Consider the following 19,310-nt stretch of genomic DNA (forward strand, 5'->3'; position numbering starts at 1 on the left):
AATATAGTTTTTTTTATAATCTGAAAATCATATTTTCCCACATTTCGGAAAATATAAAAAAGTCAGCGTTTACATGCTGTCTGATACGACTGATTATCTATACATTACTTTTTTAACCGCCTTGATCACATCTTCTGAATTAGGCAACCATTCTTTCAATAAAGTTGGCGAATAGGGAGCCGGAGTATCAGCAGTAGTGATTCGCTGAACCGGAGCATCAAGGAAATCAAACGCTCTTTCCTGAACCATATACGTAATTTCAGAAGCTACCGAAGCAAATGGCCAGGCTTCTTCCAGAACCACCAAACGGTTGGTTTTCTTAACCGAAGCAATGATTGCATCATAATCCATTGGACGTACAGTTCTCAAATCGATGATCTCACAAGAAATATTTTCTTTAGCCAGTTCGTCAGCTGCGATGTATGCTTCTTTGATGATTTTTCCGAAAGAAACAATAGTTACATCCGTTCCTTCTCTTTTGATATCAGCAACGCCAAGAGGAATAGTGTATTCTCCATCAGGCACTTCACCTTTATCGCCATACATTTGTTCCGATTCCATGAAGATTACCGGATCGTTGTCACGGATAGCTGATTTCAATAATCCTTTTGCATCATAAGGATTCGACGGAACAACAACTTTCAATCCCGGTGTATTAGCGAACCAGTTTTCGAAAGCCTGAGAGTGGGTTGCCGCTAACTGACCTGCTGAAGCAGTAGGTCCACGGAATACCATCGGCATTGGGAATTGTCCGGCCGACATCTGACGCATCTTTGCAGCGTTATTGATGATCTGGTCGATACCAACCAATGAGAAGTTGAATGTCATGAATTCCACGATCGGTCGGCAACCGTTCATCGTTGAACCTACTGCAATTCCTGCGAAACCTAACTCGGCGATTGGCGTGTCGATGACTCTTTTTTCACCGAATTCATCCAACATTCCTTTTGATGCTTTGTAAGCACCGTTATATTCCGCAACTTCTTCACCCATTAAATAAACCGATTCGTCGCGACGCATTTCTTCGCTCATCGCCTCACAAATCGCTTCTCTAAACTGTATCGTTCTCATAAATATTATGTGTATCTCTGTAAAATTGAAGAGCAAAAATAAAAATTTTATGTTACTTATCGGTTACGATATATATAATTAAGGTGAATTAATTCGAAAAAACATTTTTTGCAGAAACAAAAACGGCGGAAAACCTACTTTCACGAAAGGTTTGCATCTTCAATTAAAATAAAAAATCTTCAGCCAAAGCCACAAACAAATCGTTCTTTTTACATTTTATCGGAATATTTTTTCAAATTACTGATAATTTTACATTTATTATGCGTGCATACTATTTTATTTGAAATATTTGCTTAAATTCGTCGCTTGAAATAATCAACTTTATACCTTTATAAAAATGAAAATATTAGTTTGCATCAGCCACGTGCCTGATACTACTTCCAAAATTAACTTCATTAATGGAGATTCTGAATTTGATACTAACGGCGTACAGTTTGTAATCAACCCTAACGATGAATTCGGTTTAACAAGAGCCATCTGGTTCAAAGAACAACAAGGCGCTAACGTAACCGTGGTGAACGTTGGAGGTGCTGATGCAGAAGCTACTTTAAGAAAAGCATTGGCAATCGGTGCTGATGAGGCAATCCGTGTAAATGCTAATCCCACTGACGGTTTCTTCGTTGCAAAACAACTTGCTGAAGTAGTGAAAAATGGTGGTTACGATCTAGTAATTGCCGGTAAAGAATCATTGGATTATAACGGTGGAATGGTTCCGGGAATGCTTGCTGCATTGACAGGAAACGATTTCGTAAACTCTTGTATCGGTTTGGACATCAACGGAACGACTGCTAAAGCGGTTAGAGAAATCGATGGTGGTAAAGAAACCATTTCAGCTAACTTACCATTGGTTATTGGTGGTCAGAAAGGTTTAGTGGAAGAGAAAGACTTACGTATCCCGAATATGAGAGGTATCATGACAGCGAGAACAAAAGCGTTGACAATTTTGGAACCGGTTGCAGCAGACAATACTACAAAAGCGGTGAAATTCGAAAAACCGGCTGCTAAATCAGCAGTGAAATTGGTTAGCCCGGACAACTTAGACGAATTAATCAACTTATTACATAACGAAGCGAAAGTAATTTAATTACGAATTAAAAATTACGAATTACGAAATTTTTCAATTCTAAAATCTTTCAATTTTTCAATCATTAAATACTGAAAACATGTCAATTTTAATATACGCTGAATCAGCAGAAGGAAAATTTAAAAAAGTAGCTTTCGAGTTGGCTTCTTATGCTAAGAAAGTTGCGGAAATGATGGGAACAACCGTTACAGCTGTGACTGTAAATGCAGGTAATGTTTCCGATTTATCAAAATACGGAGTGGACAAAGTTTTAAAAGTGACCAATGACAAATTGGCTACTTTCAACGCTAAAGCTTACGCTGACGTTGTTAAACAGGCTGCTCAGAAAGAAGGAACTAAAGTTGTAATCTTATCTTCTACTACAGATTCATTATACCTTGCTCCGCTAGTTGCTGTTGGTTTAAATGCAGGCTACGCTTCTAACGTAGTTGCATTACCGGAGAGCACTTCGCCTTTCACAGTAAAAAGAAACGCATTCTCAAACAAAGCTTTCAACATCACTGAAATCACTACAGATGTAAAAGTATTGGGTGTTGCTAAAAATTCATACGGAGTTAAAGAATCAGCTTCATCATTAAGCGAAGAAGATTTTACTCCTTCATTAAACGATGCTGATTTCTCAGTAAAAATCGAATCAGTAGAAAAAGTTACCGGAAAAGTAACGATTGCTGATGCTGAAATCGTAGTATCCGCAGGCCGTGGATTGAAAGGTCCTGAAAACTGGGGAATGATCGAAGAATTAGCTTCGGTTCTTGGAGCGGCAACTGCTTGTTCTAAGCCAGTTTCTGATTTAGATTGGAGACCACACAGTGAGCACGTTGGACAAACAGGAAAACCGGTTGCTGCTAACTTGTACATTGCGATTGGAATTTCCGGAGCGATCCAGCACATTGCAGGAATCAACTCTTCTAAAGTAAAAGTAGCCATCAACACGGATCCGGAAGCCCCTTTCTTCAAAGTAGCTGATTACGGAGTAGTTGGAGATGCGTTTACGGTAGTTCCTCAATTAATTGAGAAATTAAAAGCATTCAAAGCGGCTCAACACTAAAATTCCGCACCCTATAATTATATAAAGCCATCTGAAAAAACAGGTGGCTTTTTTATTTTACAGAGCAAAAGTTTTTCGTTACTTTGCAAACAGCTTTTTCATTTCTGACGCTTATTTCTTACTTTCGGTACAGATCTATTATTTCAGTCAGGGGAAGAACACAATTATATCGTATTTTTATAATTTATTGATATAATTGCCGTAAATTAGTACTATCCATAGCTATTAACAAACAAAGAACTTTGTGCCTCAGTGCCATAGTGGCTAAACATATGAGCTTAGTAAAACTAACTATAAAGGGAATTTCGTACAGCCAGACTCAGAATGGCGCTTATGCACTAATCTTAAATGAGGTGGATGGGGAAAGAAAACTTCCCATCGTCATTGGCGCGTTTGAAGCGCAGTCCATTGCTATTGCCCTGGAAAAAGAAATTCGTCCGCCAAGACCTTTAACACACGATTTATTCAAAAATTTTGCCGACCGTTTTGACATTGTGGTAAAACAGGTCATCATTCACAAATTAGTTGACGGTGTTTTCTTCTCCAGCATTATCTGCGAAAGAGACCGTATCGAAGAAATAATCGACGCAAGAACTTCGGACGCGATCGCATTAGCATTACGCTTTAACGCACCGATTTTCACCTACAAAAACATTTTGGACAAAGCCGGAATTTACCTGAAAATAAACCCAACCGAAGAAGGCAAATCACCTGAAGAAAGCGACGATCCACTGGAACATCCGGAAACTTTCGGTCTGGTAGGGGAAGAAAAAGTAACCGGCGAATCCTATACCCAATACTCTTTGGCCGAACTGTATGAACTTCTGGAAGGAGCTGTTCAGAATGAAGACTACGAAAAAGCGGCTAAAATCAGAGACGAAATTTCGAAAAGAGAATCTTAGTCCGTTGGCAGTGCTCACACAGCAGTACGCAGTCAAAACAATCCAAATAACCAGACAATCGCATCAACGATCAAGTAACAATGAAGCAGTATTTAGATTTAGTAAAGCACGTTTTAGAAAACGGAAATCAGAAAGGAGACCGAACAGGAACCGGAACAAAAAGTGTTTTCGGTTATCAGATGCGTTTTGATTTAAGCGAAGGTTTCCCGATGGTAACCACTAAAAAACTTCACTTGAAATCGATCATTTATGAATTGCTTTGGTTTTTGAAAGGCGACACCAATATTGCTTATCTAAAAGAAAACGGCGTAAGAATCTGGGACGAATGGGCGGATGAAAACGGTGATTTAGGACCGGTATATGGCCATCAATGGCGCAACTGGAACAGCGAGGAAATCGACCAGATCCAGGAACTTATCGACACGTTAAAAAGAAATCCGAACAGCCGACGCATGCTGGTTTCAGCCTGGAACCCCTCTGTTTTACCGGATGACAAAAAATCGTTTTCAGAAAATGTGGCCAATGGAAAAGCGGCCTTACCTCCTTGTCACGCCTTTTTCCAGTTCTATGTAGCCGACGGGAAATTATCGTGCCAGCTGTACCAAAGAAGCGCAGATATTTTCTTGGGCGTTCCTTTTAATATTGCCTCTTATGCCCTGTTTACAATGATGGTTGCGCAGGCTTGTGATTTACAGCCGGGAGAATTCATCCACACTTTTGGAGACGCGCACATATACAACAATCACATTGAACAGCTGGAATTACAACTTACCCGTGAGCCGAAACCGCTGCCTAAAATGATTTTGAATCCCCAGGTGAAAAACATCTTCGATTTCAAATTTGAAGACTTTACTTTAGTGGATTATGATCCGCATCCTCATATTAAAGGACAGGTCGCTATTTAATCAACCACATAAACACTTACCCTTTACAATGAAACACTTTTTATTGTCCGTACTCCTATGCTTTTTTTCAACCTGTTTTTACGCGCAAAAAGACAAAACAATCTATCTGGATTCTCTTGGACTGGAAACTCAATTTCCTAACCATAAAACATCCATCACAATTGAAGATTTTGACAACGAAAAGGATGAATATAAATTTTCTGAATATTATAAATCCGGCAAATTAAAAGGAGAAGGCTTCTACATTGACAAATGGTATCGCACAAAAAAAGGGATCTATGTCACGTACTACGAAAACGGAAGCAAAGAATCTGAAGCTATCTACAAAAATGGCATCAGGCAGGACAAGTTTGTTTTATGGCACGAAAATGGGATAAAAAAATTAGAGGGAGAATATGTGCTGGATAATACCTCAAAAACACCTCAATCCGAGCTAGCAATTAACAATTGCTGGGATGAAAACGGGAACCAAATGGTGACGAACGGGAATGGTGTCTACACCGAGACAAACCGAATGGAATCATCGACCGGTGCTATAAAAAATGGCTACAAACATGGCGTTTGGGAATCACAAGTAGCAGTTTTAGGAATAAAACACAAGAATTATTCCGAATTGTACGATAACAGAAAACTGGTTTCAGGCACTTCATATGACGAAAACGGCGCACCGATTTCGTACTCGCAACTTGAAGTACAGGCAGGGCCAAAAAAAGGACTTCCCCATTTTTACAAATTTGTTTCCAAAAAGATTAAAAAACCTGCAGACGAGAATTTCCAAGGTACTGTAAAATTAATAGCCCGCTTTATTGTAAACAAAGACGGCAGTATTTCCGACATACACATAATGAAAAGCGTAGATTCCACTGTCGATGAATCATTTAAAGAAATATTATTAAGATATCCCACGTGGAGTCCGGCCTTACAACGGGGGCGAGCTGTTCGATCACTATTTTATTTACCAATCAGCTTTACGGTAGCAAATTAATAATCTCGGTCATTTAAAGTAATAAATAAATCTTTATCTTTAATACCATAAATCATTATTTATGGATAACAATCAACATGAATTGTACGAATATGCAAGACAGCGTTTAAAACAAAAGAAACACCTGTATTTTCATTTTGTCTTGTTTTTTGTTGGCAGCATTTTTATGATTATAGCCAACAAACTACTCAATGTCAAACCGGAAATTGACTGGTACCAATGGGGAATTACCATCTGGGGATTTATATTCGCACTCCATTTCATCCGAGTATTCATCACCGACAGTTTCATGAACAAAAAATGGGAACGGGCTCAGATTGACAAACTGATTATGAAACAGGAACGCAAATTGGAACAGATCGAAAAAGACCTTAATCAGAAAAACAACCCTTCACAATAATGATTGTATTAGTCGCAGCAGCTGCAGAAAACAATGCCTTGGGAAAAGACAATGATTTACCTTGGCATCTTCCCGATGATTTTAAACATTTCAAACAAATAACGACCGGCCATTACATAGTTATGGGTCGAAAAACCTTTGAGAGTTTTCCCAGACCCTTACCCAACCGAACGCATGTCATCATCACCAGACAGGAAAATTACCAAGCCCCCGAAGGCTGTATAATTGTAAAATCCCTGGAAGAAGCCATAAGTGTTTGCCCAAAAGAAGACGATATTTTTATCATCGGCGGAGGAGAAATCTTCAAACAATCGATGAAAATCGCTGATAAAATAGAACTTACCCGAGTTTTTGCCACTTTGGAAGCGGACACCTTCTTTCCCGAAATAAACCCGGATGAATGGAAACTGACATTTGAAGAGTTCCATCCAAAAGACGAAAAACACGCCTTTGATTTTTCGTTTCAGACTTACATTCGCGCATAAAAAAACATCCCGATATAAAATACCGGGATGTTCAAACTAACAAACTAAAATGTATCTAACTTTTAACGTTTCGGATTTATCCAAGTGAAAGCACCTGATAACATAAAATAAAAATCACCACTGTCAATAATAAACCTGTTATGAATAATATAACATTGGCGAATTTCTGAGAATACATCTCAAAAAAGCCTTTAATACCAAATACCACAAAAGTACTAAAGACAAAAAAAACTAAAATTTCCAAAAACAAATTTAACCCAAAGAACGTTTGCGGCACCCCTGAACCAGCATTATCTAAAAAGACATTACTGTTGATGCTTTCTTCAAGAACAAATGAGATTACCAGTGCCAGTAATACCCATTTTACTTCCGATGACAAAAGCTTAGACAACATATCGGTTTGTTTGTATCATATATGTAAAATTGCGACGAATTTTGACACCAAACAATCACCAAAATGGTGTATTTTGCGCCTCACTAAATTTAGTGATGCTTTAGTTTTTCTCTCTCATTATGTATATGAACACCTTCTTGTTAGTGAAATAAATTTACAATTATTTCATTAGATGGATATGATAAAGATTGTATTATCTTTGTACAAATTAATTTAATCGATGAACGACAACATCACTCCATACAAATCATCACAACTCGGTAAGAAACAACAAGTTACCCAAATGTTTGACACCATATCAGGCAATTACGATAATCTTAATCGTGTCATTTCTTTCGGGATTGATGTAAAGTGGAGAAAGAAGGTTTTAAAGCTTATCGATGAAAAAAAACCGAAGAACATTCTTGACATCGCGACCGGAACCGGAGATTTAGCGATTCTAATGTCCGACACGAGTGCCGAGAAAATAATCGGATTAGATATTTCAGCCGGAATGCTGGAAATCGGAAAACAGAAAGTGGCCCAGCGACAACTTACGGACAAAATCGAAATGGTCTTGGGCGATTCCGAAAAAATCCCTTTCGAAGACAACTATTTCGACGCCATTACGGTAGCTTTCGGTGTCCGCAATTTTGAAGATCTTGAATTAGGCTTATCCGAAATATTGCGCGTACTGAAACCCAATGGCCGCTTCGTAATCCTTGAAACATCCGTACCTACTAAATTCCCTTTCAAACAAGGGTATCATTTTTATACCAAAAACATCCTTCCGCTTATCGGAAAACTCTTTTCAAAAGACAAAGTGGCCTATTCTTACCTATCAGAATCTGCCTCACATTTTCCTTACGGGGAAGCCTTAAACAATATTTTGCGAAAAGTTGGGTTTATAGATGTTAAAGACATGCCTCAAACCTTTGGAGTAGCAACCATTTATTCGGCTTCAAAAAAATAATATGAGAAAATTATTTGTTTTACTTATACTTATCATCTCGACAAACAGTTTTGGTCAGAAAGGGATAGGTATGTTTGGTAAAAACCCTATTATCAATCTTGAGAATTTCGACAAACAACGCGTTCATTGGGGATATTATCTGGGATTCAACTCCTATGATTTCAAATTTGACTACATTGAACCGGACAAAGATATTGAGGTCCAGAGCACAACAGGTTTTAACGTCGGACTTATCGGAAACCTACGTCTTATGGAATATATTGATTTGCGTTTCGAACCGGGTTTATCATACACCCAACGAAATTTAGTTTATCCAAATATTGAAGACGCTTTTGACAGGCTTCGCGAAGTAAAATCGACATATATCAATTTCCCGTTGTTATTAAAGTTCTCCTCTAAAAGAATTGGTAACTTCCGGCCGTACCTTATCGGAGGTTATTCAAAATCGTTGAACATGGGAAGTAATTCAAAATCGAAAGACGACAATTACAACAATAAATTCCGAATGGAAAAAATGACTTCGAATTACGAACTTGGATTCGGAGTAGACCTTTATTTTGAATACTTCAAATTTTCACCTTCCATCCGAGGCGTTTTTGGCATTAACGACGAGTTGATCCGTGACAACAATCCGGACAGTCCATGGACCGGAAACGTGGAATCCATGAAAACGCGCGGCATTTTTATCAACTTTGCCTTCCATTAAGAAAATTCATTTTTCTAAACTATTCAAGTCGTTTGAATTCGCTCAGTATGATTGCGGTAGCGGTGGCGACATTTAAACTCTCGGTTTGTTGCAGATCACCGAAACGCGGTATGGAAAGTCTCTTTTGATTTATGCTTTCTATCGATGGTGAAATCCCGTTGGCTTCATTACCCATTATAAGAACCCCCTGTTTTGGAAGTTCGGTTTTATAAATGGAATCCCCGCCCATATATGTTCCGAAAACAGGAAGTCTGGTTTGGCTCAAAAATTTTTCAAGATCGGTGTAAACAATATTCACTCTTGTTATGGAACCCATAGTAGCCTGAACAACTTTCGGATTATACACATCAACGGTCTCCGTCGAACAGACGATCTCCTTAACGCCGAACCAATCACACAAACGGACAATAGTCCCCATATTGCCAGGGTCACGAAGGTCGTCAAGAGCGACTATTAATCCTTCTTCAACGATTGGTTTTTCATTTGGAATCTTAAACAAAGCCAAACAGGAATTAGGTGTGGTCAATGCCGATATCTTTTTCAACTCCGCTTCCGTTATAAGCGAAAATTTCCGCGGTGGAATTTCAGAAAAATCTTCCGAAGTACTAAAAAGATGCTCTAGTTCAAAATTGGAATTCAGCAATTCCTGTATTACCTTTATCCCCTCAGCAAAAAACAACTGATGCTGTTTTCGGAACTTTTTTTGCTGTAAACTGGTTATTATTTTTATTTGGTTTTTACTAAGCATAAAAAACGTATTTTTGACCTACCTTTTATTTTGATTTGAAAAAGATTTTTCCAAAAATAGCACTATTATTTGTATTAGGTGCATTCATATACTCCTGTTCCGTCGTTAAAAGAGTCCCGGAAGGCAAACTCCTTTTAACCGACAGCAAAATTTCAGTTAACAACAAAAAAGTAAACGAAGAAATCGTTGTTAACCAACAATATCAAAAACGCAACAGTTCGTTATTCGGATTTCCATTACGCCTTCAGATGTACAATGTGGCTAAAAAAAATCCGGATTCTTCTTATCATGTCTGGCTGGAACGAAAGCCCAACCGTCACAAAAACCTGGCTGCTATACTTTCTGAGAAACAGGTGGAACGCCTCGGACAGTCTTTTCTTGTTTCCGGTCTAAGCAATTTCCTGAAAAAAAACGGAGAAGCTCCGGTAATCATCGACGAAAAGAAAACACAAAAAACATCCAATCGTTTACTGAGCTATTATTTCAATAAAGGATATTTCAAAACAAAAGTCAAATACCAGATCGACACCTTAAAAAACAAGCGTGGTCACATAACATACACTATTGAAACGGGAAAACCTTACACCATAGATACTATCAGTTCCAATGTTGAAACTCCGGCACTGGATTCACTGTACCAAAAAACAAAACATTTATCTTTTATCAAAAGGGGAAAACAATATGATTCCAAAGATTTAATTGACGAAAGAAAACGCATCACAACCTATTTCAGGGACAATGGCGCGTACAAATTTCAGGAACCCAACATTTCCTACAAAGTCGACACCATTAAAACAGGTTATACCGCCAACGTAGAACTAGACATTGAAAACCAAACCATCAAAGAAGGCGATTCATTAATCACTGTTCCTTTCAAACTGTACAAAATAAGCGAGGTAAACATATTCACGGACACCAATGCCGGAAAAGAAAAATTAAAAGTATCCGACAGCGTTACGTATAAAGATTTCAACCTTTACAGTTCCGATAAATTAGCCTATCGTCCTAAAGCGATCACGGATGCAATTTTCATCACTAAAGGAAGTACCTTCAGCGACACTAAACGAACACTGACATCAAGATCCCTCAACAACCTTCGTATTTTCAATTATCCAACCATTGAATATGTGGAAGATGAAAGGGATTCAACAGGAAATTCCCTGATAACCAACATCATCTTACGACCTCGAAAAAAATACAGCTGGACTCCCGCTGTGGATTTCATGCATTCCAATATTCAGGATTTCGGAATCTCAGGAAATATGACCTTTTCCTGGCGAAATGTTTTCAGAGGCGCTGAAATTTTAGATGTATCAACGCGGGGAAGCATAGGTTCATCCAAAGACATGGCAAATCCTAAAGGCGTATTTTTCAACATCTCCGAATATGGTGCCGATGTCAAACTAACAATTCCGAGAATACTGTTCCCAATCAAAACGGAAAGGATAATCCCGAGATCCATGTTTCCTACCACAACCGCTACCATTGGTTTTTCAAGACAGAGAAATATCGGTTTGGATAAGGAAAATTTCTCAGGAATTATCAACTACAACTGGCTCCCGAAAAAAACCAATTCGGCACGTCTTGACCTGCTCAACATTCAGTTCGTGCGAAACCTGAATCCTCAAAATTATTTCAATGTATATGAATCGTCCTATGAGTCGTTAAATGACTATGCTCAGGTGTACAATACCAATCCCGACAACGTGGATCAAAATGGAAATCTGACCATTGAAGAGGGAGGAGCGGACAACTTCATCAACGATGTTTTAACCGGACAAACCACTTTGACACCGTCAGACGAAGCTTATCAGGACATCCGAAGCATTGACGAAAGACAAAACCGATTGACCGAAAACAACTTAATATTCGCCACGAATTTCACATATACGAAATCGACAAAAACGGATCTTCTGGACAATTCTTTCAACATTTTCAGAACAAAAATTGAATCTGCCGGTGCTTTTCTGAACCTGATTTCCAACCTGGGCCACGAAAGCCTTGGAGTAAACGGAAAAAAAACCTTCCTGGACGTGGAATTTTCCCAATATGTAAAAACCGAGTTTGACTTCATCAAACATTGGGATCTGGGAAGAAAAAAGGTCTTCGCCACGAGAGGTTTCTTCGGAATCGCCATCCCTTACGGAAATGCCGACAACGTACCATTCTCGCGAAGTTATTACGGAGGGGGTTCAAATGACAACAGAGCGTGGGAATCCTATGGTTTAGGACCGGGTACCAGCGGAGGAATCAACGACTTTAATGAAGCCAACATGAAACTGGCCTTCAGTGCCGAATATCGTGTTAATCTTTTCGGAAAATGGAATGCCGCCTTATTTGCCGATGCCGGGAACATCTGGAACATCTGGGATAACGTGGAAGATAAACGATACACTTTTAACGGATGGCAATCCCTGAAAGACATTGCTTTGGGAACCGGAATGGGAATCCGTTATGATTTCAACTTTTTCATCGGCCGATTGGATTTAGGATTTAAAACCTATAATCCGGCCAAACCCGACAGCGAACGATGGTTCAAAGACATGCGTTTTGACAAGTCGGTTGTAAATATTGGAATTAATTATCCGTTCTAACTATAGAAATTATTACTTTTGTCACCTATAATAAAATTACAACACAATGGCTCACAATATTAAACCCGGAGTAGCTACCGGAGATCAGGTTCAGGAAATCTTTAGATATGCGAAGGAAAAAGGTTTTGCATTACCCGCTGTAAACGTAACAGGATCAAGCACTTTAAACGGTGTTATGGAAACTGCCGCTAAGCTAAATGCCCCTGTGATTATTCAATTTTCAAATGGAGGATGTTTATACAACGCCGGAAAAGGATTGTCAAATGAAAATGAAAAAGCAGCTATTTTAGGTGGTATTGCCGGAGCAAAACATGTTCACACTTTAGCAGAAGCATACGGTGCAACCGTAATCCTTCACACTGACCATTGTGCAAAAAAATTATTGCCTTGGATCGACGGTTTATTGGACGCGAGTGAAAAACACTTTGCTGAGACAGGAAAACCATTGTACAGTTCCCACATGATCGATTTATCTGAGGAGCCAATCACAGAAAACATCGAACTTTGCAAAGAATACCTAACACGTATGAGCAAAATGGGGATGACACTTGAAATTGAATTAGGAATTACCGGCGGTGAAGAAGACGGTGTTGACAATACGCATGTAGACAGTTCAAAATTATATACACAACCGGAGGAAGTAGCTTATGCTTATGAGGAATTGATGAAAATCAGTCCGCGTTTCACTATAGCAGCCGCGTTCGGAAACGTACACGGGGTTTACAAACCAGGTAACGTAAAATTAACTCCGAAGATCCTTAAAAATTCTCAGGAATTCGTTCAGCAAAAATTCAACACAGAAAGCAACCCGGTTGACTTCGTTTTCCACGGAGGTTCAGGTTCAACTTTGGAAGAAATCAGAGAAGCTATCTCTTATGGTGTAATCAAAATGAATATCGATACCGATTTACAGTTTGCATTCACAGAAGGAGTTCGCGACTACATCACAGCTAAGATCGATTACCTTAAAACACAGATCGGAAGTCCTGAAGGTCCGGATTCTCCAAATAAAAAGCATTACGATCCGAGAAAATGGATGCGTGAGGGAGAAGTAACATTCAACAAACGATTAGAGCAGGCTTTTGCCGATTTAAATAACGTAAATACACTTTAATTAGAAGTTAGAAGTTAGAAATTAGAAGTCAGAAGTTTGAAATTAGAAATTAGAAATTGTCTAATTCTTGATTCTTAATTCGCAATTCTAAATTCATAATTCTAAATTCATAATTCTAAATTTAAAATTATGGCTTGGTTTAAAAGAACAGAAAAAGGGATACAAACCGCAACAGAAGATAAGAAAGACGTTCCTAAAGGGTTATGGTATAAATCACCGACAGGGAAAATTGTTGATGCAGATGAGTTAGCAAAAAACCTTTGGGTAAGCCCGGAAGATGGATTCCACGTTCGTATCGGAAGTAAAGAATATTTCGAGATTTTATTCGACAACAACGAGTTCATCGAGTTGGATGCCAACATGACTTCTAAAGACACTTTAGGATTTATCGATTCAAAAAAATACAGCGAGCGTTTGAAAGACGCTATGGATAAAACCAAACTGAAAGATGCTGTTCGTACAGCGGTTGGTAAATCAAAAGGTAAAGACCTTGTGGTTTGCTGTATGGATTTCGCTTTCATCGGAGGTTCCATGGGAGCTGTAGTGGGAGAGAAAATCGCACGTGGTATCGATCACGCGATTAAAAACAAAATCCCGTTCCTTATGATTTCAAAATCAGGAGGTGCACGTATGATGGAAGCCGCTTACTCACTAATGCAGTTAGCAAAAACATCTGCAAAATTAGCACAATTAGCCGATGCTAAAATCCCATACATTTCATTGTGTACGGATCCTACAACAGGAGGAACTACGGCATCTTATGCTATGTTAGGTGATATCAATATTGCAGAGCCTGGAGCATTGATTGGATTTGCAGGACCTCGTGTAGTAAAAGACACAACCGGAAAAGATCTACCGGAAGGTTTCCAGACTTCAGAATTCGTATTAGAGCACGGATTCCTTGATTTCATTACGCCGAGAAAAGAGCTGAAAGACAAATTGAATTTATACATCGATTTGATTCAAAACAACCAAATCAGATAAAACAAAATCCCGGGAATTTCTCGGGATTTTTTATTTTTACAGGAAATCATTATAAATGCGACCTCTACTTTTAATTGTACTACTGATTTTTGCTTTTGGCTGCACAAAGAAAGAGACTCCTGCAAAGGAAACGAAACCTTATATTATTTCCGAAATAAAAAGAAGGATTGATAAATTATATAAAGAACCTCGTAATCCAGAATTCCCGCCGGAACCCATTAGAATGTTTGATTATGGTTCTAACAATTTTATCATTGACCAAAAAGGCGACATCTATTACTATCAAACTCGCTATGTCGTCGAATTTTGCGCAACAGGAAGAAAAAATGACACGATTCCTTATTTTATAGACTTACATCCAAAAGACATAATTCAAGTACCTAACAATGCCATAACTGACTTCATTAAATTAAATTTAAGAAAAGGTGTTAGAAATTCTATCCACATAGCTTCTCAGCTTGACACTTTGAATTCAAAAAATAGCGTGGAATTAATGCAAAGCGTTGATAAAAATGCTTTCCGCAGTGATAGAGACGTATATGTCGTCAGACAAACCACCCAAGAAGAAGACACAGTCTTGCAGTACAAAAAGAAAGATACAGATTATTTTCCTGAAGACATTAAATGGGATAAAAACAGAATAAAGTTCAGAAAAGAAAACTAAACACGCATTGTAAAGGTCCGTCCCGATAGCTATCGGTATACCCGCGTTCCATCTGTCAACTGATTACTATCAACTGAACACTAATTTACATTCCGCTTCGGATCGCTTCAACAGGATCTAATTTAGAAGCTGCAATAGCCGGCACAATTCCGGAAATCAATCCGATAAAGGCTGCCAGAGAAGTTCCGATCACGATATTCCAGAAACCGAGCACAAATTCAAAATCCAGCGCCTTGGACAGCCCGGCCGCGATGCCCCAAACCAACAACATTCCTACTATCCCTCCAATTACGGACAGGATAATTGCTTCAAACAAAAACTGGAACATGATGAAACGGTTTTTCGCACCTAAGGCTTTTTGAATTCCGATGAGATTGGTACGTTCTTTTACGGAAACGAACATGATATTGGCTATTCCGAAACCACCAACCAACAGAGAGAATCCGCTGATGATCCAACCTACCATATTCATTTGCCCGACAATATTATCGATCATTTCGGTAAATCCGGAAAGAATATTTACGAAGAAATTATCTGGCTCGCTGGTTTTCAAACCTCTGAAATTGCGCAATTTATAAGTCAACTCCCCTTTAAACTCTTCGATATCGGTTCCTTTTTCGGGTTTTAATTCGATTACCGGGGTCAGCGCATCGTTATTATCTCCAAAAATTCTTCTGAAATTATTACTCGGAATATAGGCTCTGGTATCGTTACTACCGAAAATAGATTCCCCTTGCTTCTTCAGGATCCCTACCACATCGTAACGCTGACCGTATAAACGAACCGATTTTCCAATCGGGTTCATGTCGCCAAAAAGTGTCGTGGCTACTTCACTACCTAAAACGATAACGCCAAGGCCCGCATTTGATTCGGCTTCCGAGAAAAATCGCCCATCACCTACTTTCACATCATCAATAGTTTCAATTTCATTGGTAGAAGGCACAATTTCGATATCGCTGGCGGTTTGTTTTTCGAATTTAATATTTTCCCTTTTGGTGAAATAAGCAAAACAGCTTTTGTCCAGATTGGTCAGGGAACGTCTTAAATACAGATATTCATCATAACTTACATTTGGAAACTGTCCGATTTTCCAATCGGGAACATCGGTTGGTCCAAACGAGTATTTGAAAAGATAGATCGTGTTTTTATCCAGTCCGCTCAGGTCGCTTTTAATTTTTCGGTCCATGGAGTCCACCGCCGTAAGTACCGCGATGATGGAAAAAATCCCTACGGTCACACCCAACAACGAAAGCAATGTTCGCAACTTATTATTTCTAAGTGCGTTAAGGGCGAAACTCAAACTCTCCTTTAGAAGTCGGATATATAAAACAGCGTTGTTATGCTCACTCATGAATCGAAAATTTTAAAATTGCCTTTGGACAATATCTAAATAGGTATAAAAAACAACAAAAATGTTACAGAATTGCGAGACAAATCCTTCCCAGTCCTGATGGTAGTGGCATCTTTTATGACTCACAGGCAATAAAAACCTGTCAGCCATTAAAATAGAACGACCGGCAGGAAAATGGATAACAAAAAAGTCCTTCTCCTGACAGCTACCAGGACGCTTCAAAAAAATATAAAAAACTATGTTATAATGTTTTAATGTTTACATTACAATAACTACTTTTGCACCTCTAAAAAACAACGACACAATGAACACTGCAAAAACAATCCAGTCAGCCCTGATTTCGGTATTCGACAAAGAAGGTTTAGAGCCAATTGTAAAAAAATTACACGAGCACAACGTAACGATTTATTCTACCGGAGGAACGGAAGAATTCATTAAAAGTTTCGGCATTCCTGTTGTAGCGGTAGAAGACGTAACTTCTTATCCTTCAATCCTTGGCGGACGCGTTAAAACCTTGCACCCGAAAATTTTCGGCGGAATCTTAAACCGTCAGGATCATGCAGGTGACGTGGCGCAGATGGAAGAATTTCAGATTCCCCAGATTGACTTAGTGATTGTGGATTTGTATCCGTTTGAAAAAACGGTTGCATCCGGCGCAAGTGAAGCAGACATCATCGAAAAAATAGATATCGGCGGGATTTCATTGATCCGTGCAGCCGCTAAAAACTTTAAAGATACCGTTATCGTAGCCTCTGTGAACGAATATGCATTGTTCCTTGACATGATCACGAACGGAAACGGAGCAACGACTTTGGAAGAAAGAAAACATTTGGCAACCAAAGCGTTCCATGTTTCTTCTCACTATGATGGGGCTATTTTCAACTACTTTAACACAGACGAAACCGTTTATAAAGCAAGTATAGCAGGCGGTCAGGTTTTACGTTACGGAGAAAACCCACACCAAAAAGGATTTTTCTTTGGAGAATTTGACAAAATGTTCAACAAAGTTCACGGAAAAGAGCTATCTTACAACAATTTACTGGATGTAGATGCTGCGGTGAACCTGATTTCAGAATTCAAAAACAACAATCCAACGTTTGCGATCTTAAAACACAACAACGCATGTGGTTTGGCGACAAGAAATACTGTTAAAGAAGCGTATTTGGACGCCCTGGCAGGTGACCCGACTTCAGCTTTCGGTGGCGTTTTGATCTCTAATGCAAAAATTGATGAAGCTGCTGCTGAAGAAATCAACAAGTTGTTTTGTGAAGTGGTAATCGCTCCGGCTTATGACGAAAAAGCGATTGCAATTTTAGAAGAAAAGAAAAACAGAATCATCCTTATTCAGAATGAGGTGACATTACCTACAAAACAAGTGAGAACTTGTCTTAACGGTTTGTTAATTCAGGATAAAGACAATATTACAGACAATAAAGAGCTTTTAAAAACCGTTACAGTAACGTCTCCAACAGAACAGGAAGTAGCTGATTTACTGTTTGCTTCCAAAATCTGTAAACACACAAAATCGAACACTATCGTTTTTGCTAAAAACGGTCAGTTATTGGCTTCAGGAACCGGACAGACTTCAAGAGTAGATGCGTTGCGTCACGCTGTTGAAAAAGCAAATTCATTCGGATTCGATTTAAATGGTGCTGTTATGGCAAGCGACGCATTCTTCCCATTCCCGGATTGTGTGGAATTGGCGAAAAATGCAGGAATCACAGCGGTTATCCAACCGGGTGGTTCGATCAAAGACGAATTGAGTATCAACTATTGCAACGAGAACAAAGTTTCAATGGTATTTACCGGAATTCGCCATTTTAAACATTAATTTTATTATTTTTGTAGGCTAATTATTTATAAATAAATTAAACCCTCTTTTGAGTATGGGATTTTTTGATTTCATGACCGAGGACATCGCGATTGACCTTGGAACCGCAAATACCTTAATCATCCATAATGACAAGGTTGTTATTGACAGCCCGTCTATCGTGGCCCGCGACCGTATCACCGGCAAAATCATTGCTGTGGGTAAGGAAGCAAACATGATGCAGGGTAAAACTCACGAGAACATCAAGACCATCCGTCCGTTAAAAGACGGGGTTATTGCTGACTTCGACGCTTCGGAGAAAATGATCAGCATGTTTATAAAAAGCATCCCGGCCTTAAAGAAAAGAATGTTTACACCGGCACTTCGTATGGTGGTTTGTATCCCGTCAGGTATTACCGAGGTGGAGATGCGTGCCGTAAAAGAATCATGTGAGCGTGTAAACGGAAAAGAAGTATACCTGATCCACGAACCGATGGCTGCAGCTATCGGTATCGGGGTTGACATCATGCAGCCGAAAGGAAACATGATCGTGGATATAGGTGGAGGAACCACGGAAATTGCAGTTATCGCTTTAGGAGGTATCGTGTGTGACAAATCGGTTAAAATTGCCGGTGACGTTTTCACCAACGACATCATCTACTACATGAGAACGCAGCATAACCTTTTCGTTGGAGAAACCACTGCTGAAAAAATTAAAATTGCCATCGGAGCAGCGACCGAAGATTTGGATACGCCACCGGATGACATGGAAGTACAAGGTCGTGACCTTTTAACGGGTAAACCAAAACAGGTTAACGTTTCCTACCGGGAGATTGCCAAAGCGCTTGACAAATCGATTCAGCGTATTGAAGATGCGGTAATGGAAACTTTATCCCAAACGCCACCGGAATTAGCAGCAGACATCTATAATACAGGTATTTACCTTGCAGGTGGAGGTTCGATGTTAAGAGGATTGGACAAACGAATATCACAAAAAACAGACCTTCCGGTTTACATTGCTGAAGACCCCCTGAGAGCAGTTGTACGAGGCACCGGGATGGCACTTAAGAACCTACAGAAATTCAGAAGTATTCTTATCAAATAACGAAATAA

The 19,310-nt window shown here is 39.1% G+C and carries 19 protein-coding genes; 15 read left to right on the forward strand and 4 right to left on the reverse strand.

The genetic code is table 11. The annotated features are described in order from the left end of the window. Positions 1 to 93: 93 nt before the first annotated feature. Positions 94 to 1,071 (reverse strand): pyruvate dehydrogenase complex E1 component subunit beta, encoded by a 978-nt coding sequence (locus tag AC3E9U_RS07040; protein ID WP_488746202.1) that lies wholly within the window; start codon positions 1,069 to 1,071, stop codon positions 94 to 96. A gap of 337 nt (positions 1,072 to 1,408) precedes the next feature. Between AC3E9U_RS07040 and AC3E9U_RS07045 the strand changes: the two genes are divergently transcribed. The 7 genes from AC3E9U_RS07045 (at position 1,409) to AC3E9U_RS07075 (ending at position 6,880) form a co-directional block, all read left to right on the forward strand. Next, a complete protein-coding gene (locus tag AC3E9U_RS07045) occupies positions 1,409 to 2,155 on the forward strand; it encodes an electron transfer flavoprotein subunit beta/FixA family protein (RefSeq protein ID WP_488746203.1) in 747 nt (248 codons plus the stop codon). Between the two features lie 79 nt (positions 2,156 to 2,234). Next, entirely contained in the window at positions 2,235 to 3,203 is a 969-nt protein-coding gene (locus tag AC3E9U_RS07050) for an electron transfer flavoprotein subunit alpha/FixB family protein (protein ID WP_488746204.1), read from the forward strand. A gap of 272 nt (positions 3,204 to 3,475) precedes the next feature. Next, positions 3,476 to 4,105 (forward strand): bifunctional nuclease family protein, encoded by a 630-nt coding sequence (locus AC3E9U_RS07055; protein WP_488746205.1) that lies wholly within the window; start codon positions 3,476 to 3,478, stop codon positions 4,103 to 4,105. Positions 4,106 to 4,185: 80 nt separating this feature from the next. Then, positions 4,186 to 5,010: a thymidylate synthase gene (locus AC3E9U_RS07060; protein ID WP_488746206.1), complete on the forward strand. Its 825-nt coding sequence runs from the start codon at positions 4,186 to 4,188 to the stop codon at positions 5,008 to 5,010. A 28-nt stretch (positions 5,011 to 5,038) separates the two neighbouring features. Next, entirely contained in the window at positions 5,039 to 5,995 is a 957-nt protein-coding gene (locus AC3E9U_RS07065) for an energy transducer TonB (RefSeq protein ID WP_488746207.1), read from the forward strand. A gap of 61 nt (positions 5,996 to 6,056) precedes the next feature. Then, the gene (locus AC3E9U_RS07070) at positions 6,057 to 6,395 is read left to right on the forward strand and encodes a 2TM domain-containing protein (protein ID WP_488746208.1); all 339 of its coding nucleotides are present in this window, start codon (positions 6,057 to 6,059) and stop codon (positions 6,393 to 6,395) included. After that, entirely contained in the window at positions 6,395 to 6,880 is a 486-nt protein-coding gene (locus AC3E9U_RS07075; RefSeq protein WP_488746209.1) for a dihydrofolate reductase, read from the forward strand. The genes AC3E9U_RS07070 and AC3E9U_RS07075 overlap by 1 nt, the downstream gene beginning before the upstream one ends. A gap of 76 nt (positions 6,881 to 6,956) precedes the next feature. Here AC3E9U_RS07075 and AC3E9U_RS07080 read toward each other — a convergent pair whose 3' ends face one another. Further along, positions 6,957 to 7,274: a hypothetical protein gene (locus AC3E9U_RS07080; RefSeq protein WP_488746210.1), complete on the reverse strand. Its 318-nt coding sequence runs from the start codon at positions 7,272 to 7,274 to the stop codon at positions 6,957 to 6,959. 220 nt (positions 7,275 to 7,494) lie between these two features. Here AC3E9U_RS07080 and ubiE point away from each other — a divergent pair, with 220 nt between their 5' ends. After that, positions 7,495 to 8,226 carry a bifunctional demethylmenaquinone methyltransferase/2-methoxy-6-polyprenyl-1,4-benzoquinol methylase UbiE gene (ubiE, locus tag AC3E9U_RS07085; protein ID WP_488746211.1) on the forward strand — a complete coding sequence of 244 codons (732 nt, stop codon included), beginning with the start codon at positions 7,495 to 7,497 and terminating at the stop codon, positions 8,224 to 8,226. A 1-nt stretch (position 8,227) separates the two neighbouring features. After that, positions 8,228 to 8,932: a type IX secretion/gliding motility protein PorT/SprT gene (porT, locus tag AC3E9U_RS07090; protein ID WP_488746212.1), complete on the forward strand. Its 705-nt coding sequence runs from the start codon at positions 8,228 to 8,230 to the stop codon at positions 8,930 to 8,932. A 19-nt stretch (positions 8,933 to 8,951) separates the two neighbouring features. Here the strand turns inward: porT and AC3E9U_RS07095 are convergent, their stop codons facing one another. Further along, positions 8,952 to 9,680, reverse strand: a complete 729-nt coding sequence (locus tag AC3E9U_RS07095) for a TrmH family RNA methyltransferase (protein ID WP_488746213.1) — start codon at positions 9,678 to 9,680, stop codon at positions 8,952 to 8,954. Between the two features lie 35 nt (positions 9,681 to 9,715). On the opposite strand from AC3E9U_RS07095, the gene tamL reads away from it, so the two are divergent. From tamL to AC3E9U_RS07115, 4 genes are all read left to right on the forward strand, one after another. Beyond that, complete coding sequence (gene tamL / locus AC3E9U_RS07100; RefSeq protein ID WP_488746214.1) at positions 9,716 to 12,274, forward strand: translocation and assembly module lipoprotein TamL; 2,559 nt, start codon at positions 9,716 to 9,718, stop codon at positions 12,272 to 12,274. 46 nt (positions 12,275 to 12,320) lie between these two features. Beyond that, the gene (fbaA, locus tag AC3E9U_RS07105; RefSeq protein ID WP_488746215.1) at positions 12,321 to 13,388 is read left to right on the forward strand and encodes a class II fructose-bisphosphate aldolase; all 1,068 of its coding nucleotides are present in this window, start codon (positions 12,321 to 12,323) and stop codon (positions 13,386 to 13,388) included. Between the two features lie 129 nt (positions 13,389 to 13,517). After that, on the forward strand, positions 13,518 to 14,372 hold the full coding sequence (gene accD, locus AC3E9U_RS07110) for an acetyl-CoA carboxylase, carboxyltransferase subunit beta (RefSeq protein WP_488746216.1): 855 nt from the start codon (positions 13,518 to 13,520) through the stop codon (positions 14,370 to 14,372). A 55-nt stretch (positions 14,373 to 14,427) separates the two neighbouring features. Further along, positions 14,428 to 15,036 carry a hypothetical protein gene (locus AC3E9U_RS07115; RefSeq protein WP_488746217.1) on the forward strand — a complete coding sequence of 203 codons (609 nt, stop codon included), beginning with the start codon at positions 14,428 to 14,430 and terminating at the stop codon, positions 15,034 to 15,036. 85 nt (positions 15,037 to 15,121) lie between these two features. On the opposite strand, the gene AC3E9U_RS07120 is transcribed toward AC3E9U_RS07115, so the two are convergent. Then, on the reverse strand, positions 15,122 to 16,387 hold the full coding sequence (locus tag AC3E9U_RS07120) for an ABC transporter permease (protein ID WP_488746218.1): 1,266 nt from the start codon (positions 16,385 to 16,387) through the stop codon (positions 15,122 to 15,124). A gap of 304 nt (positions 16,388 to 16,691) precedes the next feature. Here AC3E9U_RS07120 and purH point away from each other — a divergent pair, with 304 nt between their 5' ends. Both purH and AC3E9U_RS07130 read left to right on the forward strand, forming a co-directional pair. Then, positions 16,692 to 18,218, forward strand: a complete 1,527-nt coding sequence (gene purH, locus AC3E9U_RS07125) for a bifunctional phosphoribosylaminoimidazolecarboxamide formyltransferase/IMP cyclohydrolase (RefSeq protein WP_488746219.1) — start codon at positions 16,692 to 16,694, stop codon at positions 18,216 to 18,218. A 55-nt stretch (positions 18,219 to 18,273) separates the two neighbouring features. After that, positions 18,274 to 19,302: a rod shape-determining protein gene (locus tag AC3E9U_RS07130; protein ID WP_023577802.1), complete on the forward strand. Its 1,029-nt coding sequence runs from the start codon at positions 18,274 to 18,276 to the stop codon at positions 19,300 to 19,302. The last annotated feature ends 8 nt before the right edge of the window (positions 19,303 to 19,310 follow it).

The organism is Flavobacterium sp. 21.1, from assembly GCF_057801535.1.

Bases quoted from the DNA above. Each gene is read 5' to 3' on its own strand.
- AC3E9U_RS07040 (WP_488746202.1), bottom strand. From the start codon at position 1,071: ATGAGAACGATACAGTTTAGAGAAGCGATTTGTGAGGCGATGAGCGAA.
- AC3E9U_RS07045 (WP_488746203.1), top strand. From the start codon at position 1,409: ATGAAAATATTAGTTTGCATCAGCCACGTGCCTGATACTACTTCCAAA.
- AC3E9U_RS07050 (WP_488746204.1), top strand. From the start codon at position 2,235: ATGTCAATTTTAATATACGCTGAATCAGCAGAAGGAAAATTTAAAAAA.
- AC3E9U_RS07055 (WP_488746205.1), top strand. From the start codon at position 3,476: ATGAGCTTAGTAAAACTAACTATAAAGGGAATTTCGTACAGCCAGACT.
- AC3E9U_RS07060 (WP_488746206.1), top strand. From the start codon at position 4,186: ATGAAGCAGTATTTAGATTTAGTAAAGCACGTTTTAGAAAACGGAAAT.
- AC3E9U_RS07065 (WP_488746207.1), top strand. From the start codon at position 5,039: ATGAAACACTTTTTATTGTCCGTACTCCTATGCTTTTTTTCAACCTGT.
- AC3E9U_RS07070 (WP_488746208.1), top strand. From the start codon at position 6,057: ATGGATAACAATCAACATGAATTGTACGAATATGCAAGACAGCGTTTA.
- AC3E9U_RS07075 (WP_488746209.1), top strand. From the start codon at position 6,395: ATGATTGTATTAGTCGCAGCAGCTGCAGAAAACAATGCCTTGGGAAAA.
- AC3E9U_RS07080 (WP_488746210.1), bottom strand. From the start codon at position 7,274: ATGTTGTCTAAGCTTTTGTCATCGGAAGTAAAATGGGTATTACTGGCA.
- ubiE (WP_488746211.1), top strand. From the start codon at position 7,495: ATGAACGACAACATCACTCCATACAAATCATCACAACTCGGTAAGAAA.
- porT (WP_488746212.1), top strand. From the start codon at position 8,228: ATGAGAAAATTATTTGTTTTACTTATACTTATCATCTCGACAAACAGT.
- AC3E9U_RS07095 (WP_488746213.1), bottom strand. From the start codon at position 9,680: ATGCTTAGTAAAAACCAAATAAAAATAATAACCAGTTTACAGCAAAAA.
- fbaA (WP_488746215.1), top strand. From the start codon at position 12,321: ATGGCTCACAATATTAAACCCGGAGTAGCTACCGGAGATCAGGTTCAG.
- accD (WP_488746216.1), top strand. From the start codon at position 13,518: ATGGCTTGGTTTAAAAGAACAGAAAAAGGGATACAAACCGCAACAGAA.
- AC3E9U_RS07115 (WP_488746217.1), top strand. From the start codon at position 14,428: ATGCGACCTCTACTTTTAATTGTACTACTGATTTTTGCTTTTGGCTGC.
- AC3E9U_RS07120 (WP_488746218.1), bottom strand. From the start codon at position 16,387: ATGAGTGAGCATAACAACGCTGTTTTATATATCCGACTTCTAAAGGAG.
- purH (WP_488746219.1), top strand. From the start codon at position 16,692: ATGAACACTGCAAAAACAATCCAGTCAGCCCTGATTTCGGTATTCGAC.
- AC3E9U_RS07130 (WP_023577802.1), top strand. From the start codon at position 18,274: ATGGGATTTTTTGATTTCATGACCGAGGACATCGCGATTGACCTTGGA.